The sequence below is a fragment of the Bacillus sp. LR_5 genome (assembly GCF_042709275.1).
Genome location: NZ_JAVAXX010000121.1, coordinates 1 through 18054, shown reverse-complemented (window position 1 = coordinate 18054; position 18054 = coordinate 1). Strand labels below are relative to the sequence as shown.

Below are 18054 nucleotides of genomic sequence, written 5' to 3'. Positions count from 1 at the left end.
CTGCTGAAACAATATCAGGCATTATTGCAGACAGAAGGTATATCTCTTGAATTTTCTGACGAAGCTATTCATAAGATTGCTGAAGTTGCTTATCATGTGAACCAGGACACAGATAATATCGGTGCGAGACGCCTTCATACAATACTTGAACGCTTATTAGAAGATCTGTCGTTTGAAGCTCCTGATGTAACAATGGAGAAAATAACGATTACACCACAGTATGTCGAAGAAAAGCTCGGAACGATAGCAAAAAACAAAGATTTAAGTCAATTTATTTTGTGAAAAATTTAATAAGAGGAACGTTTAGGAGGATTATTTATCATGGCTTTATTACAAAAAACACGAATTATTAACTCCATGCTGCAAGCTGCGGCAGGGAAACCGGTAAACTTCAAGGAAATGGCGGAGACGCTGCGGGATGTAATTGATTCCAATATTTTCGTTGTAAGCCGCAGAGGCAAGCTCCTTGGATATTCTATTAACCAGCAAATTGAAAATGATCGTATGAAAAAAATGCTTGAGGATCGTCAATTCCCTGAAGAATATACGAAAAATCTGTTTAATGTCCCTGAAACATCTTCTAACTTGGACATTAATAGTGAATATACTGCTTTTCCTGTTGAAAACAGAGACCTGTTCCAAGCTGGTTTAACAACAATTGTACCGATCATCGGAGGCGGAGAAAGATTAGGAACACTCATTCTTTCACGTTTACAGGATCAATTTAATGACGATGACTTAATTCTCGCTGAATACGGCGCTACAGTTGTCGGTATGGAGATCCTGAGAGAAAAAGCAGAAGAAATCGAAGAGGAAGCAAGAAGCAAAGCTGTCGTTCAAATGGCTATCAGTTCTCTTTCTTACAGTGAGCTTGAAGCAATTGAGCACATTTTTGAAGAGCTTGATGGAAACGAAGGTCTCCTCGTTGCAAGTAAAATCGCTGACCGCGTCGGCATTACCCGTTCTGTTATTGTGAACGCACTCAGAAAGCTGGAAAGCGCGGGTGTTATCGAGTCAAGATCATTAGGAATGAAAGGTACTTATATCAAAGTCCTAAACAATAAATTCCTAATCGAATTAGAAAATCTAAAATCTCATTAATCACGCAAAGAACCCCCCTCTTAAGGGGTTCTTTTTTTATTTCAAATAAAGGAAATCAATAAGCTTTATTTCCTGGGTTGAAAGTCTTTCTTTGTAATAATTTTAATAAATCTCATAAATTTCTTCAAAAAGACTCAAAAATGACGAAAAGAATATAGAAAAAACAGAAATTCTGCTATTTTCAGGCTTATATTAAGGCGGGAAATGTAGTTCTAACAATCTAGGACTATATACCTAGTTGTAAAATAGATAATTGTGAGGACATTTTTTTACACGATCTTCATAGACTTTATGCCTGTTATTTCTTACAATAAGCATATAGTTTTACAATTCTCGACAAGGATATTGAGGGTGAAAAAAACTGAAATGGAGGTAAGTGGATTTGAGCTTATTTTCTGGAACGATACAAAATCTTGAAAATGCCTTGGACAGAGCGAATATTAAGCAAAAAGTCATAACTAATAATATTGCCAATATAGATACACCGAACTATAAGGCAAAAAAAGTCTCTTTCCAAAATTTATTAGATCAAGAATCCTCTCGTCTTGAAGCTATAAAAACAGACTATCGTCATATTGATTTTTCTGGTACTGATTCGAATTATTCAATTGTAACGAGCGGAGATACATCGTATCAGCAAAACGGAAACAATGTTGACGTTGACAAAGAGATGACAGAATTGGCACAAAATCAAATCAATTATCAAGCTTTAGTTGAAAGAATGAACGGTAAATTTAATTCGCTGAAGACCGTATTAACAGGAGGAAAATGATGACAGCTTTTTATAGCTTAAATGTTTCAGCATCTGCTTTAACAGCTCAGCGAGTCAGAATGGACGTTGTATCGTCTAACTTGGCAAATATGGATACAACAAGAGCTAAGCAGGTGAACGGAGAGTGGGTGCCTTACAGAAGAAAAATGGTTTCCCTCCAGTCAAAAGGTGAATCGTTCTCTTCTATACTCAATTCTCAAATGAGCGGAAGCGGCAATGCTGGAAACGGTGTAAAGGTTTCTAAAATTACGGAAGATGATTCAGAATTTAATCTTGTCTATGATCCGACAGACCCTGATGCAAACGCTGAAGGATATGTACAAAAGCCTAATGTTGATCCGTTGAAAGAAATGGTTGACCTTGTCAGCAGCACAAGATCATATGAGGCGAATGTCACAGCGATGAATGCCACAAAGGGAATGCTGATGAAGGCGTTAGAAATCGGAAAGTAAGGTGAATGAAAGTGATTAATGCAATTTCTCCTTTTCAGGTTCAAAATACTCAAAACACTCAAAATGCAACAAATCAAGTAAACAATAGCCAAAAAACAGATTCTTCAAATCAAACAAGCTTTTCGGAGCTTTTAAAAAACTCTATTAGTTCGTTAAATGAGTCCCAAGTAGCTTCTGACAACATGACTAATGCCTTGGCTGCAGGAAAAGATGTAAATCTTGATGAGGTCATGATCGCCGCTCAAAAAGCAAGCATCTCTCTAACTGCAGCAACAGAGTTCCGCAATAAAGCTGTGGAAGCTTATCAGGAGATTATGAGAATGCAAATGTAGGGGGTCTGACGATTAAGAGAAAGAGTGGAATGACCGGGGGTTAACATGAATCGTACTCTAATGCAAATGAAAAACAAAACGAGTGAGTTTTGGAAAAATAGATCTAAATTACAAAAGATTTTAATGATTAGTGCTTTAGCGGCAATTATTATTATTGGAATTATTATTAGTGTTTTTGCTTCAAGTTCTAAAATGGCGCCGCTATACAAGGATTTGTCTGCCGAAGAAGCAGGGCAAATCAAAGAAGAACTGGATGCGAAAAAAGTGCCAAACGAACTTTCGAATGGCGGTACAGTGATTAGTGTTCCAGAGGATCAGGTTGATTCTTTGAAAGTGCAGCTGGCTGCAGAAGGACTTCCTAAAACTGGATCGATTGACTATTCATTTTTTGGGCAGAATGCCGGCTTTGGTTTGACAGACAATGAGTTTGATATGGTGAAAGTGAAAGCCACACAGACAGAACTGTCAAATTTGATCAATGAAATGGACGGTATCAAAAATTCAAAAGTAATGATTAACCTCCCGAAAGACGCTGTGTTTGTCGGTGAGGAGCAATCTGCAGCATCCGCATCAATCGTTCTGCAGATTCAGCCGGGCTATACACTTGAGCAAAGCCAGATCAACGGATTGTATCATCTGGTATCGAAAAGTGTGCCGAACTTAAAAGAAGATAACATCGTGATCATGGACCAAAATTCTACATACTACGACAAATCAGACAGCGATGCAGGGTCCTACGCGGATAGTTATTCTTCTCAGCAAGGAATTAAGTCCCAAGTTGAAAAAGACATTCAAAAACATGTTCAGTCACTGCTTGGAACAATGATGGGCCAAGATAAAGTCGTTGTCTCTGTTACAGCAGACATTGATTTCACAAAAGAAAATCGCACAGAAGACATTGTCGAACCTGTTGATAAAGAAAACATGGAAGGCATTGCAGTCAGCGCTGAAAAGGTATCTGAAACATACCAGGGTGACGGTGCAGCCAATGGCGGAACTGCCGGAACCGGCGACGAAGATACCCCAGGGTATGCCGAAACCGATGCGAATTCTGACAGCGGGAACTACGAAAAAAGCAGCAATAAAATCAATTACGAGGTTAACCGAATTCATAAAGAAATCGCTGAAAGCCCTTATAAGGTCAGAGATTTAGGGATTCAAGTAATGGTTGAGCCGCCTGATGCCAAAAATACAGCGTCGCTATCAACTGAAAGACAGGATGATATACAAAAAATCCTCTCAACTGTAGTCAGAACATCACTAGATAAGGATGCAACAACAAACCAGAACCTTTCTGATGAAGATATTAATAATAAAATTGTGGTCTCCGTTCAGCCATTTGACGGGAAAGTCAACTTGGATACAAATACGGAAAAGTCTTCAGGTATCCCGCTGTGGGCATATATCGTAGGCGGTGTTTTAATCGCAGCGATCATTGTTCTGATCATTATGCTTGTCAGAAAGAAACGGGCGCAAGAGGATGAATTTGAGGAATATGAGTATGAGGTTCCTCAAGAACCAATCAATTTGCCTGATATCAATGAAGAGGAAAATGAAACAGCGGAAACAGTCAGACGAAAACAGCTTGAAAAGATGGCGAAAGACAAGCCGGAAGATTTTGCAAAACTGCTGAGAAGCTGGCTGGCCGAGGATTAGGAGGAATTAGAAATGGCGAGACGTGATCAAGATAAGCTTACAGGAAAACAAAAAGCAGCCATTCTCATGATTTCCTTGGGGTTAGATGTGTCAGCTTCTGTATATAAGCACTTAACCGATGAAGAAATTGAAAGGCTTACCCTGGAAATATCAGGTGTTCGAAGTGTCGATCATCAAAAAAAGGATGAAATAATAGAAGAATTTCATAATATAGCCATTGCGCAAGATTATATTTCTCAAGGCGGCCTAAGCTATGCGAGACAAGTTCTTGAAAAGGCGCTTGGTGAGAATAAGGCGGAAAACATTCTAAACAGGCTGACTTCTTCTTTACAAGTTAAACCATTTGATTTTGCCAGAAAAGCGGAGCCCGAACAAATTTTGAATTTTATACAGCAAGAGCATCCGCAGACGATGGCTTTAATCTTGTCTTATTTAGATCCTGTGCAAGCTGGGCAAATTTTATCCGAGCTGAATCCTGAAGTACAGGCTGAGGTTGCGAGAAGAATCGCGGTCATGGACAGAACGTCACCTGAAATTATTAATGAGGTAGAACGGATTCTGGAACAAAAATTATCTTCTGCATTTACTCAGGATTATACACAAACAGGCGGAATTGAAGCTGTTGTTGAAGTGTTAAACGGGGTAGACAGAGGAACAGAGAAGACGATCTTGGATTCATTGGAAATTCAGGATCCCGATCTTGCTGAAGAAATTAAAAAGCGGATGTTTGTCTTCGAAGATATTGTTACACTTGATAACCGCGCAATTCAGAGAGTCATTCGCGATGTTGAGAACGACGATCTGCTCCTTTCATTAAAGGTTGCAAGCGAAGAAGTCAAAGAAATTGTATTCAACAATATGTCACAGCGTATGGTTGAAACCTTTAAAGAAGAAATGGAATTTATGGGCCCTGTACGTTTGAAAGATGTAGAAGAAGCTCAATCAAGAATTGTAAGCATCGTCAGAAAGCTTGAAGAAGCCGGTGAAATTGTGATAGCAAGAGGCGGAGGGGACGATATTATTGTCTAATATCATTAAACAAGAATCATCTTTTTCTCCACAAAAGGAAAGAAGAAAACTCTCTGTACAAGAGGTGCGTATCGATCATTCTCACCTTTTGCAGGCTGAAGAGAACCCAGAAGCGCTTATGGCTCGAGTGAAAGAGGAAGCTGACCGGATTTCTGAGCAGGCAAACAGCCATATAGAAAATATTCGCCGTCAAATTGAGCAGGAAAAAAATGATTGGTCGGCTGAAAAACAGAAGCTTATTGAGGAAGCAAAAGCCGAGGGCTTTGAACAAGGTGTGGCATTAGGAAAAGCTGAGGCGCTTCAACAGTATGGCGAGCTGATCGACCAAGCAAACAGCATAACTGAAATGTCCAGAAAAGCTGTTGAGGATAAGCTTGAAGACGCTAATGAAGAAATCGTTGAGCTTGCCGTTGCACTAGCTAAAAAAGTTTGGCAGCAAAAATCTGATGATAAAGAGGCTTTTCTCCTGCTAGTGAAACAGGTCATAAACGAAGTAAAGGAATATGACGATATCTCAATATATGTGGATCCATATTACTATGAGACAGTCTTTCAGCAAAAGGATGAAATTCAGCAGCTGCTTTATAAAGAATGCCGGCTTGGCATATATGCTGATGAAAAAGCTCAAAAAGGATCCTGTTATATTGAAACACCTTTTGGCAGGGTAGATGCGAGTGTTGACACACAATTGATGCAATTGAAAGATAAACTTCTGACAGCGCTGGAAGCGGGTGCAGCTGAATGAAGACACAGAGTCTGATAGATTGTATAGAAATGACGGACTCGTATAAACGGTACGGAAAAGTCAAGCGGGTGATCGGCCTGATGATTGAATCAAAAGGACCTGCAAGCTCAATTGGCGACGTGTGCCTGATTTATGCAAAAGGGCAATCTGGGAACGTCATTAAAGCTGAGGTTGTCGGCTTCCAGGAAGAAAATATTTTGCTTATGCCTTATTTAGAGGCCGCAAGCATTGCACCCGGCAGCATTGTAGAAGCCACCGGTGAATCTCTTCGGGTTAAAGTCGGAGCCGGACTGATCGGACAAGTCATCGATGCTTTTGGAGAGCCGCTTGACGGCAAGCTTTTGCCGAAAGGGCTTTCGCCTGTATCGACGGAGCAATCACCGCCCAATCCGATGAAACGGCCGCCTATCCGTGAAAAGATGGGTGTCGGAGTCAGATCAATTGACAGCTTGCTGACAGTCGGTAAAGGCCAGCGGATTGGCATTTTTGCAGGAAGCGGTGTCGGAAAAAGCACACTAATGGGGATGATCGCCAAGCAGACAGAGGCTGACTTAAACGTCATTGCACTTGTTGGGGAACGCGGGCGAGAGGTTAGGGAGTTTATTGAAAAAGATCTTGGGGATGAGGGTCTGAAACGATCGATTGTAGTCGTTGCCACCTCAGATCAGCCAGCATTAATGAGATTGAAAGCGGCATATACAGCAACGGCAATTGCTGAGTATTTCCGCGATAAAGGCCAAAATGTCATGTTTATGATGGATTCTGTTACAAGGGTGGCAATGGCGCAGCGTGAGATTGGACTGGCCGCCGGAGAGCCTCCGACGACAAAAGGCTATACACCTTCTGTGTTCGCTATTTTACCTCGTTTATTAGAACGAACGGGTGCAAATGAGCACGGAACCATTACCGCGTTTTATACAGTATTGGTAGACGGGGATGACATGAATGAGCCGATTGCTGACACTGTTCGCGGAATTTTAGACGGACATATTGTATTGGACAGGGCGCTTGCCAATAAAGGCCAGTTTCCTGCAGTTAATATACTAAAAAGCATCAGCAGGGTGATGTCAAACATATCGACAAGGCAACACCTAGATGCAGCAAATAAATTCCGTGAACTTTTATCGACATATCAAAATTCGGAAGATCTCATTAATATCGGAGCTTACAAAAGAGGATCCTCAAGAGAAATTGATGAAGCGATACAATTTTATCCGCAACTTATTCAATTTTTAAAACAGGGAACAGACGAATCAGCATTATTAGAAGAAAGTATTGCTGCATTAACTAGTTTGACAGGAAATGAGGAATAAACGTGGCTTATCAATTTAGATTCCAGAAGCTGCTGGAACTAAAAGAAAATGAGAAAGATCAATCCTTATCCGAATATCAGCAATCCGTTTCTGAATTTGAAAACGTTGCTGAAAAGTTATATGAGAATATGAGCAAAAAGGAATTGCTTGAACAAGATAAGGAAAAGAAATTGAAAAGCGGTATGAGTGTACAAGAAATGAGGCATTACCAGCAATTTGTCTCAAATCTTGAAAATACGATTTATCACTACCAAAAGCTAGTTATTATGAAAAGAAATCAAATGAATCAAAAACAAGAAATTTTGACAGAGAAAAATATTGAAGTGAAAAAGTTTGAAAAAATGCGTGAAAAACAGTTTAAAATGTTTGCTATTGAAGACAAAGCTGCAGAGATGAAAGAAATGGATGATATTTCGATTAAGCAGTTTATGATTCAAGGCCATTAGGAGCGAATGTAATGTCCGGCAAAAAGAAAGAATCAGGTAAGTTCCGTTCGGTTTTGCTTATCATTATCCTTCCGCTGATGTTTCTTCTAATCGCAGGGGGAATTGTTCTTTGGGCTGCTGGTGTCAATGTTTTAAAGCCGATACAGGAAGCGGCGGCAAAAACGCCGGTTCTAAAAGAATTGGTTCCTGAAACCGAAAATAAAAAAGACACAGCATCAAGTAAGGGTAGCAGTAATACGGCAGCTCTGGAAAAGACCATTAAGGATCAAAAAAGTGAAATCAGTATATTGAATAAAGATTTAGAAACGAGTAAATCTGAAATCGACAGACTCAATCAAAAGATCCGTTCACTTGAAAAGACGGCGGAGGATCAAAAAAAGTCATCAAAGGATAATACTGAAAATGCATCAGGCTCGAATTCTTCTTCTGAAAATGACAAAGTGATCAATGTATATAAAAGCATGGACAGCGGAAAGGCCGCTAAAATTATTGCCCAATTAAAGGAGCAAGAAGCGCTGAAAATATTGAATGGCCTAAGCAAAAAGCAGCTTGCTGACATATTGGCGAAGATGACTCCTGAGCAAGCAGCAACTTATACAGAAAAAATTGCTGCCAGCCAAGAATAGGGGGAATTAAAGGTGAAGCTGCTTGAATTGGCAGGACCTTTGCTGCAAACCACAGCGGGTACTGCGGCTAAAACCATGAAAAGCAACCAGGGAGTTTTTCAAAACTGGCTTATGTCTGAGACCGGATTGAAGGAACTCTCAGAACGAGGAAAGGGAGCTCCTGATTTCAGTGATCAGCTTTTAGCAGATGCGCTTAAAAAAATCAGTGATTGGCTAAATGCAAGTCCTGAAGATCAAGACAAACAAAAAGCGGAACTTCTGCAAACATTAAGCAAATTAACAGGGAAGCAGTTGGATGAAACCGCTCTGCAAATGCTGCAGCATCTGTTGCAAGCAGTTGAATCAAAAATGTCCGGCGGGATGGATCAATTACTCGCTGAAGCGGAGAAAATCATTTCAGAAGGTAAAACGGCTCTTGCTGCCAATGATTCTGCTGCAGACATTAATGGAGAACTGAAGTTTGATACAGAGCAACCCAATCAGGAGAATGAAGTATCTGAGGATGATAAAGAACTTGTCCTTATCCAGATGTTCATTAGTCAGCTGCTAGAAGGGAATAAGCTGTCTGACCGTGGGAATGGCAATGAAGCTCATGTCATTTATCAGAATGGAGATCAATTTCTTTCTGCATTAGAAAAAAAGGGCGTATCTCAACAGCTGATTCAGGATCTTAAACAGCAAATATTCACTAAAGATGAGTCAAGTTCAAAACTTTATTCGATGACAGCGTCAGAGCTGAAAAGTTTTCAAAGCCTAATGGAACAAATGTCTATGCTTCCTCAAAAAGGGACTAAAGAATGGAATTTAGCTGAAAGTCAGCTGAAAGCTTTCTTGTTATCGAAATCATCCGAATCATCGCAAGACTTTGGAAAGCGTGTCCTCGCACCGCTCTCGCAACATTCATCCAGCAAAAGTGCATCCGATGTTTCTGGAAGTATTCAGCCTGTAGATAGTAAATCAGGACTCCAAATGCTGTTTTCAGGATACCGGGGCACTGGAGGAGTTCAAACACTTGATCTGCACCAGCTCTCATCTGATTTACCGGCTGCCGAAACAAAAACGGTGGCTGATCAAGTGATCAATGCGTGGAAGCAAATGAAATATACGCCATTCGGCAGATCGACGGGAAGTTTCACCATTCGGCTGAACCCTGAACATTTAGGATTTGTCACAATCAAGCTGACAAATGAAAATGGGATGTTCCAGAGTAAAATCATTGCATCGAGCCAATCAGCAAAAGAACTGCTTGAACAGCATCTTCCTCAGCTGAAGCAATCATTGCCGAATATGGCCGTCCAAATTGACCGTTTTACTCTCCCTGTCCAAAGCGGGGATCAGCCGATATACGGCCAGCTTGCTGATGAACAGAAACAGCAGCAAGAGGGGCAGAGACAGCAAAAACAGAAAAAGCAATCAAATGATTTCAGCGATCTCCTCGATGAAGTGTCGACGGTTGAAATGGAGGAAGAAGAATGACTTCTATAAGTTCAGAATATAAACTGCCTGAAAAAACAAGCACTGTGACGACTAGCAATAGCAGCTTGGGGAAAGATGAGTTCTTAAAAATATTAATGACCCAAGTCCAAAACCAAGATCCGCTCAACCCGGTTGATGACAAAGAATTTATCAGTCAGATGGCGACTTTTTCAAGCCTGGAGCAAATGATGAACATGAATAAGACCATGACTCAATTCGTTGAAAATCAAGATCCGTTTACTTCGTATGTTGATTGGCTGGGAAAAGAAGTATCTTGGACTGATGGTCAAAGTACTACAGATAAAACTGGCACAGTTAGCTCTGTTAAGCATTCTAAAGGAAACTATTATCTCATTCTGGATGATGGGACCGAGATTAATCCGTGGAATGTAATGTCTGTAGCACAGTCTTCTAAATAAAAAAATCTGGGGGAATTTATTATGTTACGTTCACTTTATTCTGGAATTAGCGGTATGAAAAACTTTCAAACAAAGCTTGACGTTATCGGCAACAACATTGCCAACGTGAATACAGTAGGATTCAAAAAGAGCCGTGTTACCTTTAAAGATATGGTAAGCCAAACGATTGCCGGCGGTTCTGCGGCTGGTGCAACTATCGGCGGTACGAACTCTAAGCAGATCGGTTTAGGTTCATCTTCTGGCACAATTGATACAATTCATTCAACAAGCGCAACACAAAGTACAGGAAGAACACTTGATTTAGCGATTGACGGCGATGGGTACTTTAGAATTGATACAGGCGACGGAACAGCTTATACAAGAGCAGGAAACTTCTATTTAGATAATACCGGAACACTGGTTACAGGTGATGGCTACCATGTATTAAATATGAATGGTGGAACAATTCAAATACCTACAGATGCACAAAGTTTTAGTATTGGTTCTGATGGAAAGGTGTCAATTGTTGATGCAGGCGGTCAAACGCAAGACGGAGGACAAATCGGGATTGTCACTTTTGCAAACAGTGACGGTTTGGATAAAATCGGAAGCAACTTATACCGTGAGTCTTTAAACTCTGGGACTGCCAGTGCAGCCAACCAGCCTGGTGATGGAGGTACAGGTTCACTTAAATCAGGATTTCTCGAAATGTCTAACGTTGATTTAACTGACGAGTTTACTGAAATGATCGTTGCCCAGCGCGGATTCCAATCAAACTCAAAAATTATTACAACATCAGATGAAATCCTTCAAGAACTGGTTAACCTTAAACGTTAAGGAGGGAGGGGAGGCGAGTAATCGCTTCTCCGCTGTTTTATGATTAAAGTAACCCGTTTGAATGGGCAGCCCTTTACACTGAATGCGCTATTTATTGAACAGATTGAATGCTTTCCGGATACTACAATCACTCTGTCAAATGGTAAGAAGTTTGTAGTAAAAGAAGATGAAGAAGCTGTTCTGGAAAAGATCGCATCTTTCTACCGAAAAATACAAATATTTTCAATGGATCAAGGAATAGAGGAACCGGAATGAAGAAAAAATTAATGGTCATTTTACTAATTATTCTTATCGTAATTGGTGCTCTCGGGGCGGCGGCTTATTTTGTTTTAGGCGGAAAGTCCGAAGAAAAAAGTGAAGCGAAAAAAAGTATTGATGAAATCGTTGCATCTTCTGTTGATGTAGAAGAGATCACAACAAATTTAAAGTCTGATAACATTATCCGACTTGCTATTAAACTTGAAACTGACTCTGATAAATCAAAAGAAGAACTTGAAAAACGTGATTTTCAAGTGAAGGACGCTGTGATATCACTGCTGGCTGATACGAATGCTAATGAGATTGAGGGAGACAAGGGAAAAGAAGCCTTTAAGAAGGAACTAAAAGATAAATTAAATAGCTACCTCCAAGAAGGAAAAGTAGAAAAAGTGTATATTACCTCCTTTAATCTGCAATAAACAATCATTTGACAGAATACGGAGGTGAGGAAAATGTCAGGAGAAGTTCTCTCCCAAAATGAAATAGATGCACTACTTTCTGCAATATCAACCGGTGAAATGGACGCTGAAGAGCTGAAAAAAGAAGAAAAAGAGAAGAAAGTGAAAGTTTATGATTTCAAACGTGCACTGCGGTTTTCAAAGGATCAGATCCGCAGTTTAACGAGAATTCATGACAATTTTGCAAGGCTTCTTACTACTCACTTTTCTGCTCAGCTAAGGACCTATATTCACATATCTGTCAGCTCTGTTGACCAGGTCCCGTATGAGGAATTTATCAGATCCATCCCGAACATGACGATACTGAATCTGTTTGATGTCCATCCGATGGAAGGCAGAATTATGATGGAGGTTAATCCGACAATTGCATATACGATGATGGATCGGGTAATGGGCGGAATTGGAATCAGTCATAATAAGGTTGACAGCTTGACAGAAATTGAAACAAAAATTATTTCTAATTTATTTGAAAATGCACTGGGAAATTATAAAGAAGCTTGGCAGTCAATTGCTGATATTGAACCGGAAATGACTGAGTTTGAAGTGAATCCGCAATTCGTTCAGATGGTATCACCTAATGAAACAGTCGTGGTAATCTCACTCAATACCCAAATCGGTGAAATCAGCGGTGTTATAAATCTTTGTATCCCGCATATCGTCCTCGAGCCGCTCATACCGAAGCTTTCAGTCCACTATTGGATGCAATCAGATAGAAATGAGCCAAAGCCTGAGGAAACAAAGTCGCTTGAAAAACGTATCATGACAGCACAAATACCTGTCGTGGCCGAGCTCGGCACATCTGAACTGACAATAGAAGAGTTTTTAAGTTTAGAAGTCGGAGACTGCATAACTTTGGACAAATCAGTCACGGATCCTCTTACTGTATTGGTCGGAGATAAGCCGAAATTTTTAGGACAAGCCGGCCGGGTGAATCGAAAACAGGCAGTGCAAATTTTAGATCACGACATAAGAGGTGAACAAGATGGAGAATAATAGATTATCTCAAGATGAGATTGACGCGCTTCTTAACGGCACAGGTAGCACGCCGGATGAGCCAGAGGTTCCGGAAGTACATGACTTATCGGAAATGGAGCGTGATGCGATCGGTGAAATCGGAAATATTTCATTCGGCAGTTCTGCGACAGCACTATCAACGCTTTTAAATCAAAAGGTCGATATTACGACTCCAAGTGTAACTGTCATTCCTAAAAGTAAAATCAGCGATGCGTTTCCTGAACCGTATGTAGCGATTGAAGTGAATTATACGGAGGGCTTCAGCGGCAGCAACCTGCTGGTCGTGGAACAAAATGACGCGGCCATCATTGCTGACTTAATGATCGGGGGAGACGGAAAAGGCGCCGACCCTTCACTGGGTGAAATCCATTTAAGTGCGGTTCAAGAAGCGATGAACCAAATGATGGGGTCGGCAGCTACATCAATGTCTACTGTATTCAGTAAAAAAATTGATATTTCACCGCCTCGGGTTGAATTGCTCGATGTTACTGAAGAAAAGGGAACTGACCGTATTCCTGATGATGAAATGCTGGTGAAAGTTTCTTTTAACTTAAAGGTGGGGGAATTAATAGACTCCAGCATTATGCAGCTTTACCCGCTGACATTTGCGAAAGATTTAATTTCAAGCCTTATGAATACAGGAAATGCAGAGGAAGAAACAACGTCGCAGCCTGATGTTACATATGAGCAGCCGAAAGAGCCTGTGACGCCAGAGCCGCGTATTGAACCACAGCAACAGCAGCAGCCGCCAAAAAGGCAGGGAACACCGAAAAAAGCAGCGCCGGTTCAGGTTTCGCCGGTTGAATTTTCCGCGTTTGATCCAAACGAGGCTTCGCAAGCCCCTATTAACAATCTGGATATGCTTTTGGATATCCCGCTTTCGATCACTGTTGAGCTTGGCAGAACGAAGAGAAGCGTAAAAGAAATTTTGGAGCTTTCTGCCGGAAGTATTATTGAGCTTGATAAATTAGCCGGTGAGCCGGTAGATATTTTAGTTAATCAGCGTATCGTTGCCAAAGGCGAGGTCGTTGTCATTGAAGAAAACTTCGGAGTAAGAGTCACTGACATTTTAAGCCAGGCAGAGCGCATTAATAATTTAAAATAACGAAACACAAGGAGAGAGATAGATTATGGCACACAGAATTTTAATTGTAGATGACGCAGCATTTATGCGAATGATGATTAAAGATATTTTGGTGAAAAACGGTTTTGAAGTAGTAGCGGAAGCTGAAAACGGAGCACAGGCAGTAGAAAAATATAAAGAGCATTCTCCTGACCTCGTTACTATGGATATCACGATGCCAGAAATGGACGGTATTTCAGCATTAAAAGAAATTAAACAAATTGATGCACAGGCAAGAATCATTATGTGTTCTGCTATGGGACAGCAATCAATGGTTATCGATGCTATTCAGGCAGGCGCTAAGGATTTTATCGTAAAACCTTTCCAGGCAGACCGTGTGCTTGAAGCAATCAACAAAACATTAAGTTAAAGGGTGTACGACTGTTGAAAAAGAGTCAATATTTCATTGCTTTTATTTGTTTTTTCGTTTTATTCAGTGTACATCCGATTGCTGCTGCCGCGGCAGACTCTGATAATTCAACTGTAAACGAATGGTTTCAAAAGAAAGATGAAAAAACTGCAGATAAGTCAGAGCAAAAGGAAGAAAAAACAACACAAACTGCTGATGAGACGGAGGGAGCGGCTGCTCCTTCTGTCTCAGCTTTTGATTTTGTGAAGATGATTTTCGCTTTATTGTTTGTTATCGTGCTGATTTACGGGCTGGTTAAGCTCATGAACAAAAGAAATCGGCTCCTAAAGCCTTTTCAATATGTTGAAAATATTGGCGGCACATCGGTCGGCCAAAACAGATCCATCCAATTGATCAAAGTCGGAAAAAGTGTGCTCGTCGTCGGTGTAGGAGAGACGATCCAGCTGCTGAAAGAAATTGAGGATGAAAAAGAGATTGAAGTCATTCTCAGCCAGCATGAAGAGGCAATGTCAAGCAAAATAGAGTGGCAAAAGTTTGTGAAGCCGCTGAAGGGTCCTGAACATCAGTCGCAGCAAAAACTGCCTTCATTTTCAAAAGCATTAAAAGAGCAGCTGGAAGAGTTAAAACAAAACCGTTCTGAAGGAAAGAAGAAAGGCCCACGTCATCATGAATGAGTTTATAAATATTTTCAGTTCAAGTGATCCGGAAAACGTAAGTTCAACTGTTAAATTACTATTATTGTTAACTGTATTTTCAGTGGCGCCTGGAATATTGATTCTTATGACTTGTTTTACTCGCATCGTCATTGTTCTGTCATTTGTCAGGACTTCACTGGCGACGCAATCTATGCCGCCAAACCAGGTTCTTATCGGACTTGCGCTGTTTTTAACGTTTTTTATTATGGCTCCTACTTTTTCAGAGATTAATAAAGAAGCGCTGACCCCATTGATGGACAACAAAATCAGCTTGGACGAAGCGTATTCGAAAGCTGAAGAACCGATTAAAGAATTTATGAGTAAACACACAAGGCAGAAGGACCTGGCGCTGTTTATGAATTACGCGAAAATGGATAAACCCGAATCATTAAAGGATATTCCGCTTACAACAATGGTTCCCGCTTTTGCCATATCGGAGCTTAAAACAGCGTTTCAAATAGGTTTTATGATTTTTATTCCATTTTTAATTATAGATATGGTAGTAGCGAGCGTCCTAATGTCAATGGGAATGATGATGCTCCCTCCAGTTATGATTTCTCTGCCCTTTAAAATATTACTTTTTGTTTTAGTAGACGGCTGGTATTTAATTGTGAAATCTTTGCTTCAGAGCTTTTAGGGTAGGTGCTAAACGTGAGTTCAGAATTTGTAATTTCTATGGCGGAAAAAGCCGTATACGTAACGCTGATGATCAGCGCGCCATTACTGGCTATTGCTTTACTGGTCGGTTTAATCGTAAGTATCTTTCAGGCGACAACTCAAATCCAGGAACAGACTTTGGCGTTTATTCCAAAAATCGTGGCTGTTCTCCTAGCCTTGATTTTTTTTGGTCCATGGATGCTATCGACCATTCTTTCATTTACAACAGAGCTGTTTTCTAACTTAAATCGTTTTGCAGGGTAATGTAGAGATGAATTCGATTATTGATTTATTTCCTGCTTTTTTATTGGTTTTTATTAGAATCTCTGCTTTTTTTGTAACGATTCCGCTTTTCGGACACCGGAATGTGCCAGCTGTTCATCGTATTGGATTTGCTTTTTTTCTCGCGGTCATTTGTTTCAGTACCATTGATAAACCTCCCTCTTTGGAGATAGATGGGCAATATATGCTCTTGACATTTAAAGAAGCTTTGGTTGGCCTTTGTCTAGGCTTAATTGCTTATATGATGATTGCTGCAGTACAGATTGCCGGCTCGTTTATTGATTTTCAAATGGGATTTTCAATTGCGAACGTTATTGATCCCCAAACAGGTGCACAAAGTCCGTTAATCGGCCAGTTTATCTATACAATGGCACTTTTGTTTATGCTGAGTGTCAATGCCCACCATTTGCTGCTGGACGGTATTTACTACAGCTTTCAGTATATTTCAGTTGATCAGGCATTTCCAAATTTCGGCGATGAAAAGTTTGCTTATTTGATCGCGAAAAGCTTTAATGCGATGTTTATTATCGCTTTTCAAATGTCAGTGCCGGTTGTGGCCAGTTTGTTTCTTGTTGATTTAGCATTAGGTATCGTGGCTCGAACTGTTCCACAATTAAATGTATTTGTGGTCGGTCTGCCTTTAAAGATCGCTGTCAGTTTCATCATGCTCATTGTGTGTATGTCCGTTATGTTTGTCGTTGTGCGGAATGTCTTCAGTTTAACGATTGAAACGATGCGGAATCTTTTAGCATTGGTCGGTGTTTCTTAATGAAGCTTAGAATTGACCTGCAGTTTTTTGCGGGAGAGAAGACAGAGAAAGCTACTCCGAAAAAACGGAAGGATACGCGAAAAAAAGGGCAGGTAGCCAAAAGTTCGGATGTCAATACCGCCATTTCTTTACTAGTAGTATTCCTTTCGTTTATTGCGATTGGTCCGTATATGAGAGACAGACTGCTGTCATTTATAGAAACATTTTATACCGAGTCGCTCACAATGAAGCTCTCAGAATCAAATGTTCATACACTGTTTATCAGCTTATTAAAGGATATGGGCATGATACTTGCACCGATTTTGCTTGTCGCTCTTGTTGCAGGGGTCGTCAGCAACTATATGCAGGTTGGGTTCTTGTTTTCTGCTGAAGTGATACAGCCTAAGCTTGAAAAGCTGGACCCGATCAAAGGCTTTAAACGAATATACAGTATGAGGGCGATTGTAGAGCTAATTAAATCCATATTGAAAATTACTGTTGTTGGTTTTGCGGCTTTCGCTGTGCTTTGGCTGCATTATGGGGAAATTCTCCGGCTCCCGCTCCTGACACCCGAAGAGGCACTTTCTTTTGTTTCAAAACTCACCTTGTGGATGGGGCTGAGCGGTGCAGGGGCTTTGTTGATACTTGCTGGTCTCGACTATTTATATCAGAGATTTGACTATGAGAAAAATATCAAAATGTCAAAGCAGGATATAAAAGATGAGTACAAAAAATCTGAAGGAGACCCGATTATCAAGTCAAAAATTAAACAAAGACAGCGGGAAATGGCGATGAGGCGGATGATGCAAGAAGTTCCCAAAGCAGATGTCATTATCACAAACCCGACCCACTATGCGATTGCCCTGAAATATGATGATGAAAAAATGGATGCTCCTTATATTGTTGCAAAAGGTGTCGACCACCTAGCGTTAAAAATCAGGAAAATTGCTAAAGAGCATGATGTCATGATGGTAGAAAACAGACCGCTTGCCCGTGCGTTATATGATCAGGTAGAAATTGACCAGGCGGTGCCGGAAGAATTTTTTAAAGTCTTGGCAGAAATTCTGGCTTACGTATATAAAACAAAACAAAAAGTATATTGAATTTTTCGAGTTAAAAGGAGAGAAAAAACAGCATGTCAACAAGAGATTTATCCGTTTTAATAAGTGTTGTCCTCATTGTGGCGATGCTGGTGATTCCATTTCCTCCATGGCTGTTAAGTATTTTGATCATTATTAATATTTCTCTTGCGTTGATCGTGCTTCT

23 protein-coding genes and 1 pseudogene are annotated in these 18054 nt (G+C 40.4%); all 24 read left to right on the top strand.

The genetic code is table 11. The features are described from left to right. A pseudogene (locus RAC86_RS21360) lies at positions 1 to 282 on the top strand (HslU--HslV peptidase ATPase subunit); the annotation flags it as partial. A gap of 39 nt (positions 283 to 321) precedes the next feature. Continuing rightward, positions 322 to 1101 (top strand): GTP-sensing pleiotropic transcriptional regulator CodY, encoded by a 780-nt coding sequence (codY, locus tag RAC86_RS21355; protein ID WP_003220850.1) that lies wholly within the window; start codon positions 322 to 324, stop codon positions 1099 to 1101. A gap of 382 nt (positions 1102 to 1483) precedes the next feature. Then, positions 1484 to 1873 (top strand): flagellar basal body rod protein FlgB, encoded by a 390-nt coding sequence (gene flgB, locus RAC86_RS21350; protein ID WP_072566267.1) that lies wholly within the window; start codon positions 1484 to 1486, stop codon positions 1871 to 1873. Then, positions 1873 to 2325 carry a flagellar basal body rod protein FlgC gene (gene flgC / locus RAC86_RS21345; protein WP_072566268.1) on the top strand — a complete coding sequence of 151 codons (453 nt, stop codon included), beginning with the start codon at positions 1873 to 1875 and terminating at the stop codon, positions 2323 to 2325. Before flgB ends, flgC begins: the two co-directional genes overlap by 1 nt. 11 nt (positions 2326 to 2336) lie before the next feature. Beyond that, on the top strand, positions 2337 to 2657 hold the full coding sequence (fliE, locus tag RAC86_RS21340) for a flagellar hook-basal body complex protein FliE (protein ID WP_003238544.1): 321 nt from the start codon (positions 2337 to 2339) through the stop codon (positions 2655 to 2657). A 45-nt stretch (positions 2658 to 2702) separates the two neighbouring features. Beyond that, complete coding sequence (gene fliF, locus RAC86_RS21335; protein ID WP_072566269.1) at positions 2703 to 4313, top strand: flagellar basal-body MS-ring/collar protein FliF; 1611 nt, start codon at positions 2703 to 2705, stop codon at positions 4311 to 4313. Between the two features lie 12 nt (positions 4314 to 4325). Further along, positions 4326 to 5342 (top strand): flagellar motor switch protein FliG, encoded by a 1017-nt coding sequence (gene fliG / locus RAC86_RS21330; protein ID WP_003220860.1) that lies wholly within the window; start codon positions 4326 to 4328, stop codon positions 5340 to 5342. Next, positions 5335 to 6087 (top strand): flagellar assembly protein FliH, encoded by a 753-nt coding sequence (fliH, locus tag RAC86_RS21325; protein ID WP_061187460.1) that lies wholly within the window; start codon positions 5335 to 5337, stop codon positions 6085 to 6087. Before fliG ends, fliH begins: the two co-directional genes overlap by 8 nt. Next, on the top strand, positions 6084 to 7400 hold the full coding sequence (fliI, locus tag RAC86_RS21320; protein ID WP_041520951.1) for a flagellar protein export ATPase FliI: 1317 nt from the start codon (positions 6084 to 6086) through the stop codon (positions 7398 to 7400). Before fliH ends, fliI begins: the two co-directional genes overlap by 4 nt. A 2-nt stretch (positions 7401 to 7402) precedes the next feature. Continuing rightward, on the top strand, positions 7403 to 7846 hold the full coding sequence (fliJ, locus tag RAC86_RS21315; RefSeq protein WP_003220866.1) for a flagellar export protein FliJ: 444 nt from the start codon (positions 7403 to 7405) through the stop codon (positions 7844 to 7846). Between the two features lie 11 nt (positions 7847 to 7857). Continuing rightward, on the top strand, positions 7858 to 8472 hold the full coding sequence (locus tag RAC86_RS21310) for a MotE family protein (protein WP_072566270.1): 615 nt from the start codon (positions 7858 to 7860) through the stop codon (positions 8470 to 8472). A 12-nt stretch (positions 8473 to 8484) separates the two neighbouring features. After that, positions 8485 to 9948, top strand: coding sequence for a flagellar hook-length control protein FliK (locus RAC86_RS21305; RefSeq protein ID WP_072566271.1), 1464 nt, complete (start codon positions 8485 to 8487; stop codon positions 9946 to 9948). After that, positions 9945 to 10367 carry a flagellar hook assembly protein FlgD gene (gene flgD, locus RAC86_RS21300; RefSeq protein WP_061187462.1) on the top strand — a complete coding sequence of 141 codons (423 nt, stop codon included), beginning with the start codon at positions 9945 to 9947 and terminating at the stop codon, positions 10365 to 10367. The genes RAC86_RS21305 and flgD overlap by 4 nt, the downstream gene beginning before the upstream one ends. A gap of 21 nt (positions 10368 to 10388) precedes the next feature. Beyond that, on the top strand, positions 10389 to 11183 hold the full coding sequence (flgG, locus tag RAC86_RS21295) for a flagellar basal body rod protein FlgG (protein ID WP_014113794.1): 795 nt from the start codon (positions 10389 to 10391) through the stop codon (positions 11181 to 11183). 39 nt (positions 11184 to 11222) lie between these two features. Then, positions 11223 to 11438: a swarming motility protein SwrD gene (gene swrD / locus RAC86_RS21290; protein WP_003220876.1), complete on the top strand. Its 216-nt coding sequence runs from the start codon at positions 11223 to 11225 to the stop codon at positions 11436 to 11438. Further along, positions 11435 to 11860, top strand: a complete 426-nt coding sequence (gene fliL, locus RAC86_RS21285) for a flagellar basal body-associated protein FliL (RefSeq protein ID WP_072566272.1) — start codon at positions 11435 to 11437, stop codon at positions 11858 to 11860. Before swrD ends, fliL begins: the two co-directional genes overlap by 4 nt. 33 nt (positions 11861 to 11893) lie before the next feature. After that, complete coding sequence (fliM, locus tag RAC86_RS21280; protein ID WP_003220879.1) at positions 11894 to 12892, top strand: flagellar motor switch protein FliM; 999 nt, start codon at positions 11894 to 11896, stop codon at positions 12890 to 12892. Then, on the top strand, positions 12882 to 14018 hold the full coding sequence (fliY, locus tag RAC86_RS21275; protein WP_061187464.1) for a flagellar motor switch phosphatase FliY: 1137 nt from the start codon (positions 12882 to 12884) through the stop codon (positions 14016 to 14018). Before fliM ends, fliY begins: the two co-directional genes overlap by 11 nt. 25 nt (positions 14019 to 14043) lie before the next feature. Continuing rightward, positions 14044 to 14406, top strand: a complete 363-nt coding sequence (gene cheY, locus RAC86_RS21270) for a chemotaxis protein CheY (protein ID WP_003220882.1) — start codon at positions 14044 to 14046, stop codon at positions 14404 to 14406. Positions 14407 to 14420: 14 nt separating this feature from the next. Further along, on the top strand, positions 14421 to 15080 hold the full coding sequence (gene fliZ, locus RAC86_RS21265) for a flagella biosynthesis regulatory protein FliZ (RefSeq protein WP_072566273.1): 660 nt from the start codon (positions 14421 to 14423) through the stop codon (positions 15078 to 15080). Continuing rightward, entirely contained in the window at positions 15073 to 15738 is a 666-nt protein-coding gene (fliP, locus tag RAC86_RS21260) for a flagellar type III secretion system pore protein FliP (protein ID WP_003220886.1), read from the top strand. Before fliZ ends, fliP begins: the two co-directional genes overlap by 8 nt. Before the next feature lie 14 nt (positions 15739 to 15752). Next, entirely contained in the window at positions 15753 to 16022 is a 270-nt protein-coding gene (gene fliQ / locus RAC86_RS21255) for a flagellar biosynthesis protein FliQ (RefSeq protein WP_014113798.1), read from the top strand. Between the two features lie 7 nt (positions 16023 to 16029). Next, complete coding sequence (fliR, locus tag RAC86_RS21250; protein WP_072183479.1) at positions 16030 to 16809, top strand: flagellar biosynthetic protein FliR; 780 nt, start codon at positions 16030 to 16032, stop codon at positions 16807 to 16809. After that, positions 16809 to 17891, top strand: a complete 1083-nt coding sequence (gene flhB, locus RAC86_RS21245; protein ID WP_014113800.1) for a flagellar biosynthesis protein FlhB — start codon at positions 16809 to 16811, stop codon at positions 17889 to 17891. The genes fliR and flhB overlap by 1 nt, the downstream gene beginning before the upstream one ends. Positions 17892 to 18054 lie beyond the last annotated feature (163 nt).